The organism is Flavobacterium anseongense (genome assembly GCF_021608185.1).
Taxonomy (GTDB): Bacteria; Bacteroidota; Bacteroidia; order Flavobacteriales; family Flavobacteriaceae; genus Flavobacterium; species Flavobacterium anseongense.
Map to the genome: position 1 here is coordinate 364,935 of NZ_JAKIHN010000001.1, position 21,172 is coordinate 386,106.

At 36.5% G+C, this 21,172-nt stretch carries 23 protein-coding genes; 20 read left to right on the plus strand and 3 right to left on the minus strand.

The genetic code is table 11. From position 1 onward, the window contains the following. The first annotated feature begins 2 nt into the window (after positions 1–2). The 8 genes from L1S35_RS01635 to L1S35_RS01670 all read left to right on the plus strand — a co-directional run bounded on the left by L1S35_RS01635 (position 3) and on the right by L1S35_RS01670 (position 10,363). Positions 3–1,349 carry an HlyD family secretion protein gene (locus L1S35_RS01635; RefSeq protein WP_236396018.1) on the plus strand — a complete coding sequence of 449 codons (1,347 nt, stop codon included), beginning with the start codon at positions 3–5 and terminating at the stop codon, positions 1,347–1,349. Continuing rightward, entirely contained in the window at positions 1,349–2,734 is a 1,386-nt protein-coding gene (locus L1S35_RS01640) for a TolC family protein (RefSeq protein WP_236396020.1), read from the plus strand. The genes L1S35_RS01635 and L1S35_RS01640 overlap by 1 nt, the downstream gene beginning before the upstream one ends. Before the next feature lie 44 nt (positions 2,735–2,778). Continuing rightward, positions 2,779–3,597 carry a type I methionyl aminopeptidase gene (map, locus tag L1S35_RS01645; RefSeq protein WP_236396022.1) on the plus strand — a complete coding sequence of 273 codons (819 nt, stop codon included), beginning with the start codon at positions 2,779–2,781 and terminating at the stop codon, positions 3,595–3,597. After that, entirely contained in the window at positions 3,597–4,430 is an 834-nt protein-coding gene (locus L1S35_RS01650; RefSeq protein WP_236396023.1) for a class I SAM-dependent methyltransferase, read from the plus strand. The genes map and L1S35_RS01650 overlap by 1 nt, the downstream gene beginning before the upstream one ends. A 66-nt stretch (positions 4,431–4,496) precedes the next feature. Then, on the plus strand, positions 4,497–5,747 hold the full coding sequence (locus tag L1S35_RS01655) for a type IX secretion system plug protein (protein WP_236396024.1): 1,251 nt from the start codon (positions 4,497–4,499) through the stop codon (positions 5,745–5,747). 69 nt (positions 5,748–5,816) lie between these two features. After that, the gene (gene apaG, locus L1S35_RS01660; protein ID WP_136150752.1) at positions 5,817–6,203 is read left to right on the plus strand and encodes a Co2+/Mg2+ efflux facilitator ApaG/CorD; all 387 of its coding nucleotides are present in this window, start codon (positions 5,817–5,819) and stop codon (positions 6,201–6,203) included. Positions 6,204–6,335: 132 nt separating this feature from the next. Next, complete coding sequence (pruA, locus tag L1S35_RS01665) at positions 6,336–7,964, plus strand: L-glutamate gamma-semialdehyde dehydrogenase (protein ID WP_236396025.1); 1,629 nt, start codon at positions 6,336–6,338, stop codon at positions 7,962–7,964. Between the two features lie 110 nt (positions 7,965–8,074). After that, on the plus strand, positions 8,075–10,363 hold the full coding sequence (locus L1S35_RS01670; RefSeq protein ID WP_236396026.1) for a T9SS type A sorting domain-containing protein: 2,289 nt from the start codon (positions 8,075–8,077) through the stop codon (positions 10,361–10,363). Positions 10,364–10,393: 30 nt separating this feature from the next. On the opposite strand, the gene rsmG is transcribed toward L1S35_RS01670, so the two are convergent. Further along, positions 10,394–11,023 (minus strand): 16S rRNA (guanine(527)-N(7))-methyltransferase RsmG, encoded by a 630-nt coding sequence (gene rsmG, locus L1S35_RS01675; protein ID WP_236396027.1) that lies wholly within the window; start codon positions 11,021–11,023, stop codon positions 10,394–10,396. Positions 11,024–11,131: 108 nt separating this feature from the next. Here rsmG and L1S35_RS01680 point away from each other — a divergent pair, with 108 nt between their 5' ends. From L1S35_RS01680 to L1S35_RS01735, 12 genes are all read left to right on the plus strand, one after another. Further along, complete coding sequence (locus L1S35_RS01680) at positions 11,132–12,226, plus strand: fatty acid desaturase family protein (RefSeq protein ID WP_236396477.1); 1,095 nt, start codon at positions 11,132–11,134, stop codon at positions 12,224–12,226. Positions 12,227–12,284: 58 nt separating this feature from the next. Beyond that, the gene (locus L1S35_RS01685; protein WP_236396028.1) at positions 12,285–13,469 is read left to right on the plus strand and encodes a pyridoxal phosphate-dependent aminotransferase; all 1,185 of its coding nucleotides are present in this window, start codon (positions 12,285–12,287) and stop codon (positions 13,467–13,469) included. Between the two features lie 12 nt (positions 13,470–13,481). Next, positions 13,482–13,823 (plus strand): DUF6370 family protein, encoded by a 342-nt coding sequence (locus tag L1S35_RS01690; protein WP_236396029.1) that lies wholly within the window; start codon positions 13,482–13,484, stop codon positions 13,821–13,823. A gap of 39 nt (positions 13,824–13,862) precedes the next feature. Further along, the gene (locus tag L1S35_RS01695) at positions 13,863–14,468 is read left to right on the plus strand and encodes a Crp/Fnr family transcriptional regulator (RefSeq protein ID WP_236396030.1); all 606 of its coding nucleotides are present in this window, start codon (positions 13,863–13,865) and stop codon (positions 14,466–14,468) included. A 145-nt stretch (positions 14,469–14,613) separates the two neighbouring features. Continuing rightward, the gene (locus L1S35_RS01700; RefSeq protein ID WP_236396031.1) at positions 14,614–15,330 is read left to right on the plus strand and encodes a pirin family protein; all 717 of its coding nucleotides are present in this window, start codon (positions 14,614–14,616) and stop codon (positions 15,328–15,330) included. 11 nt (positions 15,331–15,341) lie between these two features. Next, entirely contained in the window at positions 15,342–15,623 is a 282-nt protein-coding gene (locus L1S35_RS01705) for a GNAT family N-acetyltransferase (protein WP_236396033.1), read from the plus strand. 20 nt (positions 15,624–15,643) lie between these two features. Further along, complete coding sequence (locus tag L1S35_RS01710; protein WP_236396035.1) at positions 15,644–16,084, plus strand: OsmC family protein; 441 nt, start codon at positions 15,644–15,646, stop codon at positions 16,082–16,084. Continuing rightward, on the plus strand, positions 16,084–16,311 hold the full coding sequence (locus tag L1S35_RS01715) for a (4Fe-4S)-binding protein (protein WP_236396036.1): 228 nt from the start codon (positions 16,084–16,086) through the stop codon (positions 16,309–16,311). The genes L1S35_RS01710 and L1S35_RS01715 overlap by 1 nt, the downstream gene beginning before the upstream one ends. Continuing rightward, positions 16,308–16,838 (plus strand): NADPH-dependent FMN reductase, encoded by a 531-nt coding sequence (locus L1S35_RS01720; protein WP_236396038.1) that lies wholly within the window; start codon positions 16,308–16,310, stop codon positions 16,836–16,838. The genes L1S35_RS01715 and L1S35_RS01720 overlap by 4 nt, the downstream gene beginning before the upstream one ends. A gap of 165 nt (positions 16,839–17,003) precedes the next feature. Next, entirely contained in the window at positions 17,004–17,873 is an 870-nt protein-coding gene (gene fabD / locus L1S35_RS01725) for an ACP S-malonyltransferase (protein ID WP_236396039.1), read from the plus strand. Then, positions 17,873–18,553 carry a peptidoglycan DD-metalloendopeptidase family protein gene (locus tag L1S35_RS01730; RefSeq protein ID WP_236396040.1) on the plus strand — a complete coding sequence of 227 codons (681 nt, stop codon included), beginning with the start codon at positions 17,873–17,875 and terminating at the stop codon, positions 18,551–18,553. The genes fabD and L1S35_RS01730 overlap by 1 nt, the downstream gene beginning before the upstream one ends. 5 nt (positions 18,554–18,558) lie before the next feature. Further along, positions 18,559–18,819 (plus strand): hypothetical protein, encoded by a 261-nt coding sequence (locus L1S35_RS01735; protein ID WP_236396041.1) that lies wholly within the window; start codon positions 18,559–18,561, stop codon positions 18,817–18,819. 52 nt (positions 18,820–18,871) lie between these two features. Here L1S35_RS01735 and galE read toward each other — a convergent pair whose 3' ends face one another. Both galE and L1S35_RS01745 read right to left on the minus strand, forming a co-directional pair. Beyond that, on the minus strand, positions 18,872–19,885 hold the full coding sequence (gene galE / locus L1S35_RS01740) for a UDP-glucose 4-epimerase GalE (protein WP_236396042.1): 1,014 nt from the start codon (positions 19,883–19,885) through the stop codon (positions 18,872–18,874). Positions 19,886–19,957: 72 nt separating this feature from the next. Next, positions 19,958–21,088 (minus strand): DegT/DnrJ/EryC1/StrS family aminotransferase, encoded by a 1,131-nt coding sequence (locus L1S35_RS01745; protein WP_236396043.1) that lies wholly within the window; start codon positions 21,086–21,088, stop codon positions 19,958–19,960. Positions 21,089–21,172 lie beyond the last annotated feature (84 nt).

Below are 21,172 nucleotides of genomic sequence, written 5' to 3' on the forward strand. Positions count from 1 at the left end.
CGATGCTTAACATTTCAAACAACAACCGAATTGGCGAAAGCATAGAAAAATATAGCACGTTTAAAACACTAAGCAATCGACCGCATTATAAAATTTTAAACAAAATCATAGTCGGTGTTTCGCTCTTGGGTTTACTTATCTTGTTTTTGCCGTGGACACAAAATATCTCAGGAAGCGGTGCTGTTACCACGTTAAAACCCGACCAAAGACCACAAACCATTCACTCGGCGATAGCCGGTCGAATTGAAAAATGGTATGTCAAAGAAGGTGATTTTGTGCAAAAGGGCGATACGATTCTTTTCATTTCGGAAACCAAAGAAGATTACCTTGACCCGAATTTGGTAAAAAACACCGAAAGCCAACTTAAAGCCAAAGAGCTTGCAGGAAAATCTTATGGTGGCAAAGTCACTTCACTTGCAGCTCAAATTGCAGCGATTCAAAACGAACGCCAATTAAAACTGCAACAAGCCCAAAATAAAATCAAGCAATCACGGTTAAAAGTAAAAAGTGACAGCATGGATTTGGTAGCTGTACGAACCCAAATTAAAATCGCAACCACACAATTCAATCGTTCTTTAGCTCTTAACAAAGAAGGTTTAAAACCCATGACTGATGTTGAGGAAAAACGCTTGAAATTACAAGAAACAGAAGCCAAAATCATCACTCAGGAAAACAAACTGTTGGCCAGCGAAAACGAATTAATCAATGCCAAAGTAGAAATCAATCGGATCATCGCCGAATACAACGAAAAAGAACAAAAAGCCCGAAGCGACCAATACACTGCACTTAGCAGTCAGTACGATACCGAAGCGCAAGTTAACAAACTCAAAAACCAATACACTAATTATCAAATCCGAAACGGGATGTATTATATTAAAGCGCCTCAAAGTGGTTACGTAAACAGAGCGTTGCAATCGGGTATTGGGGAAACCATCAAAGAAGGCACCCAAATTGTGAGCATTATGCCGGCGAAATATGATATTGCAGTAGAAACCTTTGTCACACCAACCGATTTGCCATTATTACACAAAGGGGAAAAAGTGAGAATTTGGTTCGATGGTTGGCCAACGATAGTATTTTCAGGTTGGCCTGATATGTCTTATGGTACTTTTGGTGGAAAAATTGTAGCCATCGAAAACTTTATCAGTGATAACGGAAAATTCAGGGTTTTAATTGCACCCGATGAAAAGGATGCGCCTTGGCCAAAACAAATCAGCATCGGTTCGGGTGCTCAAACACTAGCATTACTGGACAATGTTCCGGTTTGGTTCGAAATTTGGCGAACGCTCAACGGTTTCCCACCTAATTACTACCAACCGAAAAGCAACCTTCAAAAAGACAAAAAGTAATGAAATCGATAGTTTTAGGTTTTTTATTTTTCGGAATATCTGTTTGGAGTCAAAATGCTGCCAAAGAGCTCACCTATAATGAGTTTTTAGGCTATGTGAAAAAATACCATCCGTTGGTAAAAAGTGCCAACTTAGAACTCAATCAGGCACAAGCCAATTTAATGATGGCGCGTGGTGGTTTTGATCCTAAAATTGAAGTCGATTTTGACCAGAAAAAATTCAAAGACAAGGAATATTATTCGATACTGAACAGCAGTTTTAAAATCCCGACTTGGTACGGAGTAGAAATCAAAGCGGGTTTTGACAACAACGATGGTATTTATCTGAATCCCGAAAATACAGTTCCAAATCAAGGACTGACTTCGCTTGGGATTTCAATCCCGCTTGGACAAGGATTATTCATTAACCAACGCATGGCCGATTTGCGAAAAGCCAAAATTCAAGTCAAATTGAGTCAGGCTGAGCGTAATTTGATGGCGGTTTCGGTTTTATATGATGCTTCCGTTGCTTATTTTAATTGGAAACGAAATTTTAATGAAGTCACCTTGTATCAAAATTATTTGACCAATGCCGAAGTGCGTTACAAAGGCATCACAAAATCAATTGAAGAAGGCGATAAACCGGCAATCGATAGTGTTGAAGCCGGAATCATCGTAAGAAATCGAAAGCTGAGTTTAGAGGAATCCAAATTAAAATTGGCGAAAGCCCAATTGGAATTATCCAATTTTCTTTGGTTAGAAAATAACGTTCCGCTCGAACTGCAAGACGATATTATTCCTGAGGAAAATTTGGCTGCAACCATCAAAGAAACCTTACGCACCAACGATTTGATGCTTGAAAATCCAACACTCGAAAATCATCCGAAAATCAATGCCTTGGAAAACAAAATTGAAATGCTCGAAGTAGAACGAAAACTCAAAGCCAATATGCTTTTGCCTAAAATCGACCTGGGTTACTCCTATTTATCAGAACCGAGTTATATTGATAATTACCGATTTCAGGATTATAAAGTAGGTGTGAATTTTTCCTTTCCGGTGTTTTTAAGAAAAGAACGTGGTAGTTTGCAATTGACGAAATACAAACTGCAAGATGTGAAATTCGATTTAGATTTGGAGCGTGTGCAATTAAAGAACAAAATCAAAGCCCAACAAACGGAAATAGCTTCTCTGGAAAAACAGCAACAATTAATCGAAAGCCTTGTTAATGATTACAACACCATGTTGGCTTCTGAAGAACGACTGTTTTCCTTTGGAGAAAGCTCTATCTTCTTAATCAACTCGAGAGAAAATAATTTGGTTTCAGCACAATTATCAAAATTACAACTTGAGAATCGCTTTTTAGATTCAAATGCCGCTTTGTTTAAAATCATGGCCAATCCTGAATAAGTATTACTAAAATAATTACTTTTGCCAACTGATAAATTTGATTTATGATTATTCCAAAAACAGCCGAACAAATTGAATTGATGCGCGAAAGTGCTTTGTTGGTTTCTAAAACTTTAGGTGAAGTTGCCAAAGTAATTAAACCCGGCGTAACAACTTTACAATTAGACAAGATTGCCGAAGAATTCATCAGAGATAATGGCGGAGTTCCTGGTTTTCTTGGTTTGTATGGTTTCCCGAATTCACTTTGCATGAGTCCAAATGCGCAGGTTGTTCACGGAATTCCGAATAACATTCCGCTTCAGGAAGGCGATGTGATTTCAGTGGATTGCGGAGTTTTGAAAAACGGATTTTATGGCGATCATGCCTATTCATTTGAAATTGGCGAAGTAACACCTGAAACCAAAAAACTCTTAAGAGTCACCAAAGAATCTTTATATGTTGGCATAAGAGAATTCAGAGCCGGAAATCGTGTGGAAGATGTTGGAAATGCTATTCAGAAATATTGCGAATCTCACGGTTATGGTGTAGTTCGTGAGCTTGTTGGTCATGGTTTAGGTGAAAAAATGCACGAAGATCCCGAAATGCCAAACTACGGAAAACGCGGTCGCGGAAAATTATTCGTTGAAGGAATGGTTGTCGCCATCGAACCAATGATTAATATGGGGACCAAAAACATCAAACAACTCAAAGATGGCTGGACAATTCTAACTGCCGATGGAAAACCAAGTGCACATTTTGAACATAATGTGGCTTTAATAAACGGAAAACCCGAACTGCTTTCAACTTTTGGTTATATCTATAAAGCATTGGGAATTGTGAGCAATGAAGAGGATGAGTTTCGTAAAAATCCTTTAGTGCTGTAATGAAAAAGATTTTCAAATTCATACTAAATACCATTCCAAGACCAATCCTTATCCGGTTGAGTATTGTAGTTCGTCCAATATTGGCTTTTTTGCTAAAAGGAAATCGATTCACCGACCCAATTGACGGAAAAAGTTTCCGTATGTTTTTGCCGTATGGATATGGAACACAAAGAAATAATGTGCTTTCTCCAAGTACGCTTTCGTTAGAAAGACACCGATTATTGTGGTTGTATTTACAGAATGAAACCGATTTTTTTCAATCTGAACTTGATACAGATTCTCCAATATCAAAAAACAAACGAATTAAATTACGAGATACTGAAACAAGTTCAGTATTAAAAGTACTGCACTTTGCACCGGAGCAGGAATTTTACAAGCGTTTCAAAAAGCAAACTAACATTGATTACACTACAACCGATTTGCTTTCGCCTTTAGCAGATGTAAAAGCAGATATTTGCAATTTGCCCTTTGAAGACAATGCTTATGACTTAATCCTTTGCAACCACGTTTTAGAACACATTCCCGATGATACTAAAGCCATGCAGGAATTATATCGCGTGTTAAAACCCGGTGGCATGGGCATCTTTCAAATCCCACAAGACTTGAAAAGAGCCATGACTTTCTCAGATGACACAATTGTTGACCAAAAAGAGCGGGCAAAAATCTTCGGACAATATGACCACGTTCGCGTTTACGGCAGAGATTATTTTGACAAACTGAGAAGCATTGGTTTTACCGTAATCGAAGAAGACTACACTAACAAAATTGCTCCTGAATTGGTAGAAAAATATTGTTTGGCGAAAGGCGAAATTATTCCTGTCTGTTTTAAGTAAAACCTAAGATTTGGTATAATCTTGGTAAGTAAATTTTACTATCTTTACGTTTCAGATTTACTAATTATGCTAAAAAATCTATTATCTTCTTGCTTTTTGTTGGTTACAACTATTTCTCTTTCACAAGTTGAAAAAGAAATTTCCCCACCTTACAACATCAAAACCGTAAGCTTTGTTCAAAACGGACAAAATGCGATTCCTATATTCCGATTAGGTGACAGCTTTCAAGTTCAATTTGATGATTTGTATGGCAATGAAGCCAATTATTATTATACCATAACCCATTGTGATTACGACTGGAAACCATCTCAGTTAGCAAAAGCAGAATACCTAAACGGTTTTGATGATCAAAGAATTCAGGATTACTCTAACTCCCTAAATTGTTTGCAATTATATTCACATTATAGACTTTCATTTCCTAACAGATTTACACAATTTAGAGTAAGTGGAAATTATATTATAAGTATTTTAGATGAAGAAAAACATGTAGTTTTTTCAAAAAAATTCATACTCTATGAAGAATTGGTATCAGTACCATTGCAAATAAGAAGAGCCCGAAATTTAAATGTTGTAGAGCAAAAACACAATCTGGATTTTGCTATTAAATCGGCTACTATAAATTTCCAAAGCCCGTTGAATAACGTAAAAGTTATGCTGATGCAAAACGGGAAATTTGACAATGCTATAACTAACATCAAACCACAATATACCATTGGCAATGATTTGATTTATAAATACGATACTGAAACGCAGTTTTGGGCCGGAAATGAATTCCGTTTTTTTGAAAACAAAGATATTCGGGCTGCTAATAACAGCATAGCTACCATAGATTCTAAAGGTGGCGTTTACAATGCGCATCTATATTTAGATCAGGCAAAAGCCAATTTTCCATATACCTATTTCCCTGATATTAATGGAAACTTTATTATAAAAAACATTGGTGCACAAAATAATGAAATTGAAGCCGACTATTCTTGGGTTTTCTTCTCTCTTTCGGCTCCAAACTTATATGGTTCAAAATCTATTTACGTTAACGGTATGTTCAACAATTTTGCCATGAATGATGAAAACAAAATGGATTATAATGCCGAAAAAGGAATCTACGAAAAAGCACTCATGATAAAGCAAGGCTTTACCAATTATCAATATGTGATTTCAGATGGAAAAGGAAAAATTGATTCGGAAAATGCTATCGATGGTAATTTTTTCCAAACAGAAAATAATTATTTTGTTTTAGTCTATTACAAAGAAAATAATCAACGATATGACAGAATTATTGGAAAAGGAATAGCGAGTTCGGTTGATATAACTAACTAAAAATTAACACTAATTTATTTTACCGAGCAGTATTTTTTGTAATTTTGACTTCGTTTTACAATCTCATTTATGGTTACTCAAATAACAAGAGGCATAAAAATATCCGTTTTGACTAGTTTTGAAGGCACCTACTTCAAGAACTACAAGCTTCATTTTGCCTTTAGTTATGAAATTACCATCGAAAATCACAGCAAGGATTCCGTTCAGTTAAACACGCGTCATTGGGAAATTTTGGATTCTCTAAACAACATTGAAATTGTTGACGGCGAAGGTGTAATTGGCAAAAAACCAGTACTGAAACCAGGAGAAAAGCACACATACAATTCAGGTTGTTTACTTTCATCTCCATTTGGAGCGATGAGTGGTTATTTTAATATGATTAATTTTACTACTACCAAAACTTTCAAAGTTATAGTACCGACTTTTAAACTAAGTGCTCCGTTTGCCTTGAATTAAAAGTCTTGTTAAAAGCAAATTAATCTTTGTCCTCTCTTATTAAAATTTCAAAATTTCCTTTGTACTTTTGTGGCACTTTTAGATACCAGTTATCTAAAAATCTAAGATGTCTAATAATCTAATAATCTGAATATGCCAAAAGGTTTTTTTCATGTGCCAAAAGCGGTAAATGAACCCGTAAAATCATACGCTCCAAATTCTCCTGAAAAAGCAGCAGTTTTAGCAGCTTATAAAAAAATGTGGAACGAAACTATAGATGTTCCAAACTATATCGGTAACGAGGAAATTCGAACCGGAAATACGAGAAACATGTCTGCGCCTCATGACCATCAACATATTGTTGGAACATATCATTTGGCAGAGAAAAAACATATTGAAAAAGCCATTATATGTGCTCTTGAAGCAAGAAAGAAATGGGCAAACATGGCTTGGGAACAACGCGCTGCTATCTTTTTAAAAGCTGCCGAATTAATTGCCGGACCTTACAGAGCAAGAATAAACGCAGCAACAATGATTGCGCAATCGAAAACTATTTATCAAGCAGAAATTGATGCGTCTTGTGAGTTGATTGACTTTTTGCGTTACAACGTAGAATTCATGACACAGATTTATAACGACCAGCCAAAATCAGTTTCTGATATTTGGAACCGGGTTGAATATCGCCCATTGGAAGGATTTGTTTATGCAATTACGCCGTTTAACTTTACTGCTATTGCAGCCAATCTTCCTGCAAGTGCTGCTTTGATGGGGAATACTGTTGTTTGGAAACCAAGCGATAGTCAAGTATTCTCAGCAAAAATCATCATTGACGTTTTCAAAGAAGCCGGTGTTCCTGATGGTGTTATCAATGTCGTTTTTGGCGATCCTGTTATGATTACCGATACCGTTTTAGCACATCCTGATTTTGCAGGTGTTCATTATACAGGTTCAACATTTGTATTCAAGGAAATCTGGAAAAAAATCGGAAACAATATTCATACTTATAAAACCTATCCAAGAATTGTTGGAGAAACAGGTGGAAAAGATTTCGTTTTGGCACATCCAAGTGCCAATGTAAAACAAGTCGTTACCGGAATCACTCGTGGGGCTTTTGAATTTCAAGGGCAAAAATGTTCGGCTGCTTCAAGAGGTTATATTCCGCAAAGTTTGTGGCCAGCGGTAAAAGAACAATTAATTACAGATGTGAAATCAATGAAAATGGGTTCGCCTGAAGATTTTGGAAACTTTATCACCGCTGTAATCCACGAAGGTTCTTTTGACAAATTGGCTAAAGCAATTGATCAGGCAAAAGCTGATGCAGATGCAGAAATCATCGTTGGTGGAAACTATGATAAATCAAAAGGATATTTCATTGAACCAACTGTAATTGTTACTACAAATCCAAAATATGCCACCATGGAAACCGAGCTTTTTGGGCCGGTTATGACGATTTATGTTTATGAAGATGCCAAATGGAAAGAGACATTAGCTTTGGTTGACGGAACTTCAGAATATGCTTTGACAGGAGCTATTTTCAGTCAGGACAGATACGCAATTGAAGAAGCAACTTTGGCTTTACAAAACAGCGCCGGAAACTTCTATATCAATGACAAACCAACCGGAGCAGTTGTTGGAATGCAACCGTTTGGTGGCGCCAGAGCTTCGGGAACCAATGACAAAGCAGGTTCAATGCAGAATTTATTGCGTTGGGTTTCGCCACGAACTATCAAAGAAACTTTTGTAACTCCGGAAGATTATCGTTATCCGTTTTTAGGAGAATAGTTTTATAACGGTTTATAATTATATAAAGTCCGGCTATATGCCCGGACTTTTTTTATGGTGTTGATTGCTAATTTTTTGTATATTCGATGGTCAATATTAATAACCAACAAATGAAGTCAAAAATTACGCTATTATTTTTCGGATTGTTTTCTGCTTTGGGTTTCGCCCAGGATAAAGCCTATGATTTATTAAAAGACAAAACCCAAACAAATATACTTTATGACCGAGTTTTTGGCGTATCCAATGCTACAGAAATTCGGAAGACAGCTATTACTTCAGGTTATTTCAACCAGATATATCACGAAATACAACGTGCCGATTTTTCGCAATCTTTACCAAAATACGAAACACTTAAAGAAGCAGCTAAATTAGGTTCGGTAAACAATGAAATCCCACTCGCCATTTTAATTTCAGAATTTGAAACCATTAAAAAAAGAGCCCTAGAAAACGGAGATGTGTTTTCAAACAGCAATAATAAATTACAGTTAAAAGCGAATGTGACCAATGCATTTGAAAAACATTCGATTAATCTTATGGCGCCACTAATAGCTAAATCGACAAAAGCTTCATTTGTTCTGAAAGACAATTTCATCTTCAATACCACAGCTAAAGTTATTGCAGCTATTTATATCAAATCGGAAGAAACATCCGGTTGGAAACAAATCACAACAAACAACCCATTTACATTGCCTTTAAATGAAAATGGTAAGCACATCGTAAAATGCAAAATTGTATTCACTAATCAGGAAACAATAACACAGTCATTTGAAATAGAAATCAGTAATTCTGAATCCGTAAGAAACAAAAACGCGCAGCCTTTAGCTCCGAATGTAGTCAATACGATTACTTCTACAATTCCGTATCAAGGTTATGGAGAAACTAGCGCCTTCGTTGGACAAGGACAATACGAAGTTTTCTTAGACAATGTGGATGGCGTTCTTGACAAACCGATATTCCTTTTAGATGGTTTTGATCCCGGAGATACCCGAAATACAACTGCTATCTACAGTTTTTTAAATTATGGAACTGGTCAAAATTTAGCTACCGACTTAAGAGCGCAGGGTTTTGATATTATCATCTTGAATTTCCCAACCTATACGCGTCCATCAACGACAACTGTTATAGATGGTGGCGTCGATTACATCCAAAGAAACGCCATGATATTTGTGGAACTTCTCAACCAAATCAATGCTCAAAAAGTAGGCACCGAAAAAAATGTAGTTATCGGACCAAGTATGGGCGGATTAATAGCCCGATATGCTTTGCGCTATATGGAAATGAACAGCCTAAATCACGACACCCGATTGTATATTTCATTTGATTCACCTCATCAAGGAGCCAATGTACCAATTGGATTCCAGCATCTGTTTAATTATATGGCTTACGGTCCGGCTGCAATTACTGCGGTGCAACCTATTGTTGATGGCATGATGAAAAGTCCGGCCGCGAGAGAAATGTTAATCGACCAGTTTGAAGGTCATTTGCAAACCGGAAGCGCTTTTGAATTCAATACAGCATCTACATCGCTATTACCAACAGGTTGCCCGAACTACAGAAACGCTTTTCAAAATGAATTGAATGCCATGGGTTTTCCAACTACAGTTCGCAACGTTTCCATTGCCAATGGAGCCGGAAACGGAACAATGAATTACACTCCCGATTTTGAAGTAATGAATCACACTTTTAATATAACATCAACACAAAGAGCTATTATTAATCTGCGTTATACTCCAAACACCAACACAACCAACCAAGTAAGCCGCTTTAGAGGACAAGCATTTATAGTAATTGCATGGGTAACCGCTTATGAGAGTATGGCCAATTCAAAAGCACCGACTTATACCGCCGGTCTTGATACGGCACCGGGAGGACGATTTGATTTGTCAGGTTTGGAAGCAGGGTTAGGAACTGACCCACTACTATTAGAATTTTTTGCCAATTTAAATGCAGATTATTTTACTTTTATACCAACGTGGAGTTCGATGGCAATCTCAAACACTCAAAATTTGTACAGTCCGGTAACCGGAAGTTCTGTTACTCCTTTTGTGGCATCATCTATCCCAACAGTAAATGAAAATCACGTTACTTTAAATGCCCAGAATACTGCTTTTGCTTTAAATGAAATATTAAATCCGGTATTATCTACTAATGAAAATACTGCTTTAAATATGATTTGGATTCAAAATCCAATTCAAAATTCAATTCAGATTAACACATTAAACACTATTGAAAAAGCTGCTATTTCGGTAACAGATATGCTGGGAAAAACTATTTATCAAACGAAAAGTCAAACTATAAACGGAACATTTGAAATTCCGGTTTCGGTATCCAAAGGAATTTATCTCATCACTATCGGCAATGATAAAGGAAGTGTAACGAAGAAAATCGTTAAGAGTTAATACTAAAAAAGCCCCTAAATCGGGGCTTTTTTATGCTTTAAACTTAAGTGGCAAATGCACAACCTTTTTAGTTTCAAAGAATTCATCTTTAAAAAAATCGGCAATGTTATATTCGGTTGCTTTTGGGAAATCCTTTAGTTCTTCAGTCAAATCACCACCTTTTAAATAAAGAATTCCGTTTGGCAATTTGTGCTTGTTTTGCTTTTTGATTTTGTCTTTTATCCACGAAACAAAATCAGGCATATTAGTCACAGCGCGACTCACAATAAAATCATAATCGCCTTTTGCGTTTTCGGCACGCATTTGTTCGGCTTTGACATTTTTTAACCCCAATCCGTCAACAACAGCCTGTACTACTCTTATTTTTTTGGCAATAACATCAATCAGATAAAAACGCGTTTCCGGAAACAAAATCGCTAATGGAATTCCGGGAAAACCTCCGCCTGTGCCTACGTCTAAGATATACGTTCCGGGCTCAAACGGCTGAATTTTGGCTATTGCTAACGAATGTAAAACGTGCTTAGTATATAATTCATCAATATCTTTTCGGGAAATCACATTGATTTTAGCATTCCAATCTTGGTACAATGCTTCGAGTTTTTGAAACTGCAGTATTTGATTTTCAGTAAGGTTAGGAAATTGTTTCAGAATTTCTTCCATGTGTTGAATTTTCAACAAAAATACTGTTTTAGTTGATAAAAAATGATTAATATCAGTTACAAAAAAATTATAATAATTACATTTGGGAAAAATTTTGAATTCTATAATATGAATACCACAACACCTATTTTTTCTAAAACAGATAGTTTAAAATTCTTTAGAACACTTAACTCTAGAGTAAATAACTATTTCAAAGAGAATAACCTTGACAGAACCGGAAACTGGAAACTGCACCTAAAAACTATAGTAATGTTTTCCATCTTCCTAACGCCATATTTCTTTTTATTAGCTATGGATATGCCTTTTTGGGTTTATCTTCTGCTTAATGTTGTTATCGGAATAGGAATGGCCGGAGTAGGTATGAATGTGATGCACGATGGAAATCACGGTGCGTATTCTTCTAAATCATGGGTGAATAAATTCATGGGCGGAAGCATTTATATTTTGGCCGGAAATGTTTATAATTGGCAAGTACAACACAATGTTTTGCACCATACGTATACTAATATTTTAGGGCACGATGAAGATTTAGAAGCAGGAAGAATTATGCGTTTTACCAAAGAAGCTAAATGGTATCGCTTTCATAAATTTCAACAATATTACTCGATTTTTTTATATGGTTTACTAACATTCAATTGGGCAATTACTACCGATTTTCTTCAAATGAAGCGCTATTTGAAACGTAATTTATCTTACGGCGAATTCAAAAAACCAGTTATTCGTTGGACCACTTTAATCATCACAAAAATAATTTATTTTTCTATTTGGATAGTAACACCGATGGTTATGGGAATCACATGGTGGAAAGTAGTTTTAGGATTTTTGGTAATGCATTACACTGCCGGAGTTATCTTAAGCGTGGTTTTCCAATTAGCGCATGTTGTTGAAGAAACAGAAAACCCTATTCCGGATGACAATGGCGAAATCGAAAATACCTGGGCTATTCACCAATTATTTACCACAGCTAATTTTGCTCCAAAAAACTGGTTGGTAAACTATTATACAGGTGGATTAAATCACCAAGTAGAGCATCATTTATTCCCAAATATCAGCCATATTCATTATGGAAAAATTGCTGAAATCGTTAAGCAAACTGCAGCAGAATGTGAATTACCATACTATGAATTCAAAACAACCAGAGCCGCAATTATTTCGCACTTCAGACATTTAAGGGAACTGGGAAGACAGCCACAATTAGCCTAATTTTATCAAAAGACGCCTTAATTGGCGTTTCTTTATTTAACATAATTAACAACACACAATGAGTATTTTATCGGACAGAATTAACAATTTAGCTACATCACAAACCCTTGCAATGGCAGCATTAGCAAGAGAATTAAAATCACAAGGAAAAGACATCATCAGTTTAAGTTTGGGTGAACCCGATTTCAACACACCCGATTTTATTAAAGAAGCCGCTAAAAAAGCAATCGATGAAAATTACAGTACTTACACGCCGGTTGACGGTTATGGAGAACTGAAAGATGCGATTTGCAGAAAATTCAAACGCGATAATAATTTAGACTACAAACCGGCAAACATCGTAGTTTCTACCGGCGCAAAACAATCATTATACAACATTGCACAAGTGATGCTGAATGATGGTGATGAAGTAATTCTTCCTGCACCTTATTGGGTTTCTTATTTTGAAATCATCAAATTATCCGGTGGCGTTCCGGTTGAAGTACCGACTTCGGTGGAAACCGATTTTAAAATGACAGCCGAGCAATTGGAAAAAGCGATTACGCCTAAAACCAAAATGATGTGGTTCAGTTCGCCTTGTAATCCGAGTGGTTCGGTTTATAATCGTGAAGAGTTGACAGCAATTGGTAAAGTATTAGAAAAATATCCAAACGTTTATATCGTTTCTGACGAAATCTACGAACACATCAATTTCTCAGGAACCTTTTGCAGTATCGGATCCATTCCGGGATTGTTTGAAAGAACCATTACGGTGAATGGAGTTGCCAAAGCATTTGCTATGACAGGCTGGAGAATTGGTTATATCGGCGCACCTGAATTTATTGCTAAAGCTTGTACAAAAATGCAGGGACAAGTTACTTCGGGAGCGAATTCTATTGCGCAAAGAGCTACAATTACCGCTGTTGATGCTGACCCTAGTGTTTTAAACGAAATGGTTTCTGCTTTTAAAAACCGTAGAGATTTGGTTGTTGGTTTAACCAAAAGCATTCCGGGATTAAAAATCAATACGCCTGAAGGTGCATTTTATGTTTTCCCTGATGTTTCGTCTTATTTCGGAAAAACATTACGTGGAAAATTGATTAACAACGCAGATGATTTTTCGATGTATTTATTAGCCGAAGCCAATGTTGCTACAGTAACTGGTGACGCTTTTGGCAATCCAAATTGCATCCGAATTTCTTATGCAACCAGTGAAGAATTATTAACCGAAGCTTTCAAAAGAATTAAGGAAGCTTTATCTTAAATTATATTTATCATGAAAAAAGTAATTTCAATTCTTGTTCTTTTTGTATGTATTACTGTAAATGCGCAGGACAAGCCAAAAACCCAAACCGTAGAAGCCGCTTGTGGTCAATGCCAATTCGGAATGAAAGGTAAAGGCGGTTGTGATTTAGCAGTTCGTATCGACGGAAAATCATATTTTGTTGACGGAACAGACATTCACAAACACGGAGATGCACATGCTGAAGATGGTTTTTGTTCAACAATAAGAAAAGCCGAAGTGGTTGGCGAAGTAAAAGGAGATCGATTTGTAGCTTCAAGCTTTAAATTACTTCCTGCAACGGCACCAGACCCACATGCAGGTCACAAACATTAAAAAACATAAGCGTCCCAATTAAAACGGGACGCTTTTTTTATGTATTCCTTTTATTGTACTTTTGGGAATATGAATCTGATTTTACAAAACATTTCAAAACACGTCTCGTTAACTCCGGAAGAAGAGTTGTTGTTTTTATCCAAAACTGAAACCAAAAAAGTCAAAGCCAAAACCATTCTTCAAAATGCAGGGCATGTTTGTAAGGAAGGTTATTTTGTGAATTCAGGTTTGCTCAGAAGTTTTAATATCAATGACAACATTGTCGAACATGTAATGAGTTTTGCCTGCGAAGGCTGGTGGATTAGTGATATGTACAGTCTGCTATCGCAAAAACCAGGAAATCTTTTTATCGAAGTTTTAGAAGATGCTGAAGTAGTTGTATTGACTAAAGAAAATCAAGAAAAATTGTATCTCGAAATCCCAAAACTGGAACGTTTTTTCAGAATCCTAACTGAAAATTCATTAGTAGCAAACCAAGAGCGCTTAATGGATAATTTAAGTTTAACCGCCGAAGAACGCTTTGAAAAATTCTGTAAAAAATATCCAACGCTGATTCAGAAAGTTCCTCAAAAACAAATCGCTTCATATATTGGTGTTACGCCGGAGTTTTTCAGTAAGATGAAAGCGAGAATGTTGAAAAAATAGGCTCAGTATTCAGTCACAGTTGACAGAAAAACAACTACTAAAGACTGCAACTGAAGACTGAAAACTTATTTCTTAATCTAGGTTAAGTGCTCCAGCTTTCCTATCGCCGTAAATTTGTATCATAATAATTAATATATTTATAGATATGAAAAATACAGTTGTACACAAAGCAAACACACGCGGACAAGCTGATCACGGTTGGTTAAACGCACACCATACTTTTAGTTTCGCAAGTTACTATGACCCAAACCGAGTGCAGTTTGGTGTATTGCGGGTTTTAAACGATGATATTGTAGCATCCGGAATGGGATTCGGAACACATCCACACGATAATATGGAGATTATTACGATTCCGTTGGAAGGCGATTTGGCGCACAAAGACAGCATGGGAAATACTGAGGTTATCAAATTTGGTGACGTGCAAGTTATGAGTGCCGGAACCGGAATTCAACATTCTGAATTTAATCCGAATCACGATAAAAGAACGAATCTGTTGCAGATTTGGGTGTTCCCAAAAGTGAGAAATGTAGAGCCTCGTTACCAACAAATCACTTTAGATACTACAGACCGTCACAACAAATTACAACAAATTCTTTCCCCGAATGCCGATGACTCTGGCGTTTGGATTCACCAAGATGCCTGGTTCCATATGGGGAATTTGGATAAAGGAATTACTATTGATTACAATCGCAAAAAAGAAGGCAATGGTTTGTATGTGTTTGTGATTAAAGGAAGCGTAAAAGTTGACGGACAAGAACTAGAACAACGTGACGGTTTGGGCATCACCGATTTTGACAAAGTAACTTTTGAAGCTACTTCTGATGCTGAAATTTTGTTAATGGAAGTTCCAATGACTCAATAAATAATAGAATTATGAGCGAAGTAAAATTAAAAATAGACGGCAATAAAGGCTTTTTTTATATTGATGTTGATGGAAAACACGAAGCTATGATGACCTTTGTTTTTGCAGGTGACAAGCAAATCATCATTGATCACACTGAAGTAAATCCGGGAAACGAAGGCAAAGGCTTTGGCAAACAAATGGTAAAAAAAGCTGTTGAATATGCTCGTGAAAACGGCATAAGAATCATTCCGCTTTGTCCGTTTGCGAAAAGTGTTTTTGATAAAGTTCCCGAGTTTAGAGACGTTTTATAACAATAACTAACCTGCAAGGTTTGGAAAACCTTGCAGGTCTTACTATTTATTTTATGGCAAATCTTTTAGAAAATAACGTTGAAGGAAAAATTGGTACACAAAAATATTTATGTACCATTTCCTGGCGTAACGGCACTTTGCTGATGGACGAACCCGAAAATGTGGGTGGAGAAAATATTGGGCCTGACCCTTTTTCAACTTTCCTGGCATCTTTGGCAGGCTGTACTTTATCTACTTTGAGAATGTACATCGACAGAAAAGGCTGGGACATTCCCGAAATCAATATTTCACTAAATTTAGCACAGGAAATGGCTCCGGATTTAGAAACCACCATTTCGAGGATAATCACATTTCCATCAAACATTAGTTATGAACAAAAAGAACGCTTGCTGTTGATTGCTGAAAAGTGTCCGATTTCTAAAATTCTGAAAAACAAAATAACTATTAACACCACCATATAATGGATCCTAAAGACCTAACCAAAGAATACACCAATGGCGAAGTGACCATAGTGTGGCAATCGGGGAAATGCATTCATTCTGCCAATTGCGTAAAAAACAATCCCGATGTTTTCAAACCAAAAGAAAAACCTTGGATTACACCCGAAGGTTCAACCACCAATAAAATTATCGAAACGATAAACAAATGTCCCTCGGGAGCGCTAACCTATTACTTAAATAAAAAATGAAGAAACTACTTGCCTTTGGTGCATCAAACAGCAGCGATTCAATCAACAAACAACTGGCAAAATATGCGGCAAGTCTTTTCAGCAATGCCATTGTTGATTTGTTGGATTTGAATGATTACGAAATGCCAATCTACTCAAAAGACAGAGAGAAAGAAAATGGTATTCCGCAATTAGCACATGATTTTTACAAAAAAATTGGCGATGCCGATTTAGTCCTAATTTCCTTTGCCGAGAATAACGGAAATTATACAACGGCTTTCAAGAATATCCTCGACTGGATGTCGCGTATTAATGGTAAAACATTTCAGGAAAAACCAATGCTTTTACTGGCTACTTCACCAGGAGCTCGAGGCGGAAGTTCGGTACTTGATATTGCTGTAAAAAGGATGCCGTTTCAGGGCGGTGTTGTTAAAGGTAGTTTTTCATTGCCAAGTTTTAATGAAAATTTTAATGTGGAAAAAGGAATAATTTCCAATGATGAATTAAATAATCAGTTGCTGGAAATTGTTAATTTGATTGAACTATAGCTGGTAAGGAAGCGAAAAGATTCCTTTTAGCCCCGATTGCAGTGGAAATCCTTTTTTGAAAAAAAAGATTGCAACGGAAAGCGGGAGGATGGTTGAATCAGATAAGCGAATGTTCCGCTCCTAAAAATTTACTATTTTTGTTATTCAAAACTATAAAACGACTAAATGAAAGCATACGTTTTTCCAGGACAAGGAGCACAATTTACCGGAATGGGTAAAGATTTATATGAGAATTCTCCATTAGCGAAGGAACTTTTCGAAAAAGCCAATGATATTTTAGGTTTCCGAATTACAGACATTATGTTTGAAGGAACTGCCGAAGAATTAAAAGAAACCAAGGTTACACAGCCTGCGGTTTTTTTGCATTCGGTGATTTTGGCGAAAACCTTAAATATTAAACCTGATATGGTTGCCGGACATTCTTTAGGTGAATTTTCAGCATTGGTTGCTAATGGCGCATTATCATTTGAAGACGGATTAAAATTGGTTTCACAACGTGCGCTTGCGATGCAAAAAGCTTGTGAAATTACGCCAAGTACAATGGCTGCCGTTTTAAATTTGGATGACAAAATTGTGGAAGATATTTGTGCTTCTATTGACGGAATTGTGGTTGCTGCGAATTATAACTGTCCGGGACAATTAGTGATTTCGGGAGAATACAAAGCTGTGGAATTAGCCTGTGAAAAAATGAAAGAAGCCGGAGCCAAACGCGCTTTGATTTTGCCGGTTGGTGGTGCATTTCACTCACCAATGATGGAACCTGCCAGAGAAGAATTGGCTGCAGCCATAGAAGCTACAACATTCAACACTCCAAGTTGTCCGGTGTATCAAAATGTAACGGCAAGTGCAGTCTCGTCTGCAGACGAGATCAAGAAAAACTTAATCATCCAATTGACTGCTCCGGTAAGATGGACACAATCGGTACAACAAATGATAAAAGACGGAGCGACCAGTTTTACGGAAGTTGGACCCGGAAAAGTATTGGTTGGATTAGTTAATAAGATTGATAAAGAAGTCGAAACGATTTCGGCTTAATGAAAAGCATAATCAAAATCTTAAGTGAAATTAAATCGGCTAAAGTCATTTCTGACGAAGTTGATTATAAGGATTATGTTTCTTTGGATTTGTCTGTTACGAATTTAAATTTGTCCAATCAAAAACTGGAAACGGCTGAAGATTACGAGCATTACATTCAGGAATATTTAGACAATCATCAGGCGAAAATTGCTTTTGGAGGTTATCAGGAACGTCGAAATTTATACCAAAGAAGTACGGTTTTCAAGAATCAAGACAGCGATGAACGCAATATTCACATTGGTTTGGATTTATGGATAAACGAATCTGCACCGATTTATGCGGCTTTGGATGGAACGATTCACAGCTTTCAAAACAACGAGTCACTTGGCGATTATGGCCCGACACTGATTTTGAAACATCAAATAGAAAATTTTACGTTTCATACTTTGTACGGTCATTTGGGTTTGAGTAGTTTAGAAGGTAAAAAAATAGGTGCCTTTGTGAAGAAAGGCGAACAAATTGCTAATTTAGGTTTACCACCAATCAATGGAGATTATGCGCCGCATTTACATTTCCAAATCATTATCGATATGGAAAATAAAATGGGAGATTATCCTGGTGTTTGCAGTTCAAAAAAGCTGGCATTTTATTTGGCAAATTGCCCAGATCCGAATCTATTATTAAAAATCAAATTATAAATATCATGAAAAAATTAATTTTATCACTAGCATTTGTAGCAGTATTAGTTAGCTGCCAAGACAAAACCAAAGAAAAACTGGACGAAGTCAAAGATGCTGTGACCGAAGAAGTAACAGCAACTATTGATACGGCTAAAGCAAAAGCCGAAGCTGAACTCGACACTTTAAAAGAAAAAACAAACGCCAAAATAGACACCGTCAAATTAAAGAGTGCTCAGAAAATGGAAGAAGCTGCAAAAAAACTGAAAGAATCGGTTAAGAAATAACTAAAAAAGTCCTCACGAATGTGAGGACTTTTTTTATGTGGAAAACTTAAATCTAACTTCTAATTTTCTGTTCCCATTTCCAGGCGGAAGCTAATCCATCTTCTAACGTAAGTTCTGATTTCCATCCTAAAACTTTATTCGCTTTATCGGTATTGGCATAGGCGGAAATCACATCGCCTTCTCTTCTTCCAACAATTTTGTATGGTAATTTTTTCCCGGATACTTTTTCAAAAGCGTTGATGACTTCCAAAACTGAACTTCCTGTTCCTGTTCCTAAATTGAAGGTTTCTACTTTTTCAAGATTTTGTTTCTTCAATAATCTTTGCAGTGCTACAACATGGGCTTTCGCCAAATCGACAACATGGATATAATCGCGAATACAGGTTCCGTCAACTGTTGGATAATCATTGCCGTAAACAGAAAGCTCTTTTCGCAAACCAAAAGCTGTTTGGGTAATAAATGGCACTAAATTTTGTGGAATTCCGATTGGCAATTCTCCGATTTCTGCACTTGAATGCGCTCCAATCGGATTAAAATAACGCAATAAAACCGCATTGATATTGTTAACTTTTGCCACATCAATGATGATTTCTTCGCCTATTTGCTTGGTATTTCCATAAGGTGAGTTTGCCGGTTGCACGGAAGCATCTTCGGTAATCGGCATTTTTTCGGCTTGACCGTAAACCGTACAAGACGAACTGAAAATAAAATTAGCTTGTGGTAATTTTGTCAATTCCTGCAGAAGATAAACCAACGAATTAATATTGTTTTCATAGTATAACAAAGGATTCTCAACGCTTTCTCCAACCGCTTTTGAAGCTGCGAAGTGAATTACACCCACAACATCGTTATGCTTTTTGAAGAAATCTTGAACAGCGGATTTATCCCTTAAATCAATATTTTCAAAAATTGGTTTTTTGCCTGTAATTTTTTCAATTCCGTCAAGAACTTCAATAGAAGAATTGGAAAGATTATCAATCGCCACGACTTCAAAACCTTCATTTTGTAATTCGACAACTGTGTGTGAACCTATAAATCCTAAACCGCCTGTTACCAGTATTTTCATAAATTAAGTTGTTGGTTGTTGGTTGTTGGTTGTTAGATGAAAAACCATCAACTATCAACCATAAACCATCAACTATTTCAAATATTCTAAAACGCTATCCGTAATAAATTTGATTTGCTCGTCATCCAGTTCGGTGTGCATTGGCAACGAAATTACTTCTTTTACCAATTGATTCGTTACCGGAAAATCTTCTTCTTTATATCTTGAATCTAGATATGCTTTTTGTGAATGCAGCGGAATTGGATAATAAATCGCACACGGAATTCCTTTAGCTAACAAATGTTCCATCAAAGCATTTCTATCAGCATCGATAATTCTCAAAGTATATTGGTGAAAAACGTGGCAATCACAATTATCACAAATAGTTGGCGCTATTATATTTTTGTGTCCTTCAAAAGCTGCTGAATATTTTCTTGCAGCATTTTGTCTTGCTTCATTGTAGCTGTCTAACAATGGTAATTTTGCATTCAAAACTGCAGCCTGAACGCTATCCAAACGCGAGTTTACGCCAACCACATCATGATGATAACGAACATACATTCCGTGATTTACAATTCCACGGATAGTATGTGCCAAAGCATCATCATTAGTGAAAATTGCTCCACCATCACCATAACAACCTAAATTTTTAGAGGGGAAAAATGAAGTTGACGATACATGACCAATTGTTCCCGCTTTCTTTTTAGTTCCATCAGAAAATTTGCAATTAGCACCAATTGCCTGTGCGTTATCTTCGATTACATATAAATTGTGTTCTTTGGCAATCGCCATAATTGCTTCCATGTTGGCAGCTCTTCCGAACAAATGCACCGGAACGATTGCTTTTGTTTTTGGTGTAATCGCTTTCTTTATCGCATCAATCGAAATGTTCATATTCACCAAATCAACATCTACCAAAACCGGTGTTAATTGTAGTAAGGCAATTACCTCAACAGTTGCAGCAAACGTAAAATCTGCAGTTATAACTTCATCGCCTGGCTTTAGTCCCAATCCCATCATGGCAATTTGCAACGCATCGGTTCCGTTAGCACATGGAATTACGTGTTTTACATCCAAATAATCTTCAAGATTTTTTTGGAATTCGTGTACTTTTGGTCCGTTGATATAAGTCGTAGTGTCTAAAACTTCCTGAATAGAAGCATCAACTGTAGCTTTTATTTTTTCGTATTGACTTTTTAAGTCAACCATTTGTATTTTTCGCATGATTCTGAAATTTGTGATGCAAAAGTAAGAAATTCTGAAGTAGAATTTCATGTTCCATAAAAGAAACGTACTTTAGCTCAATTA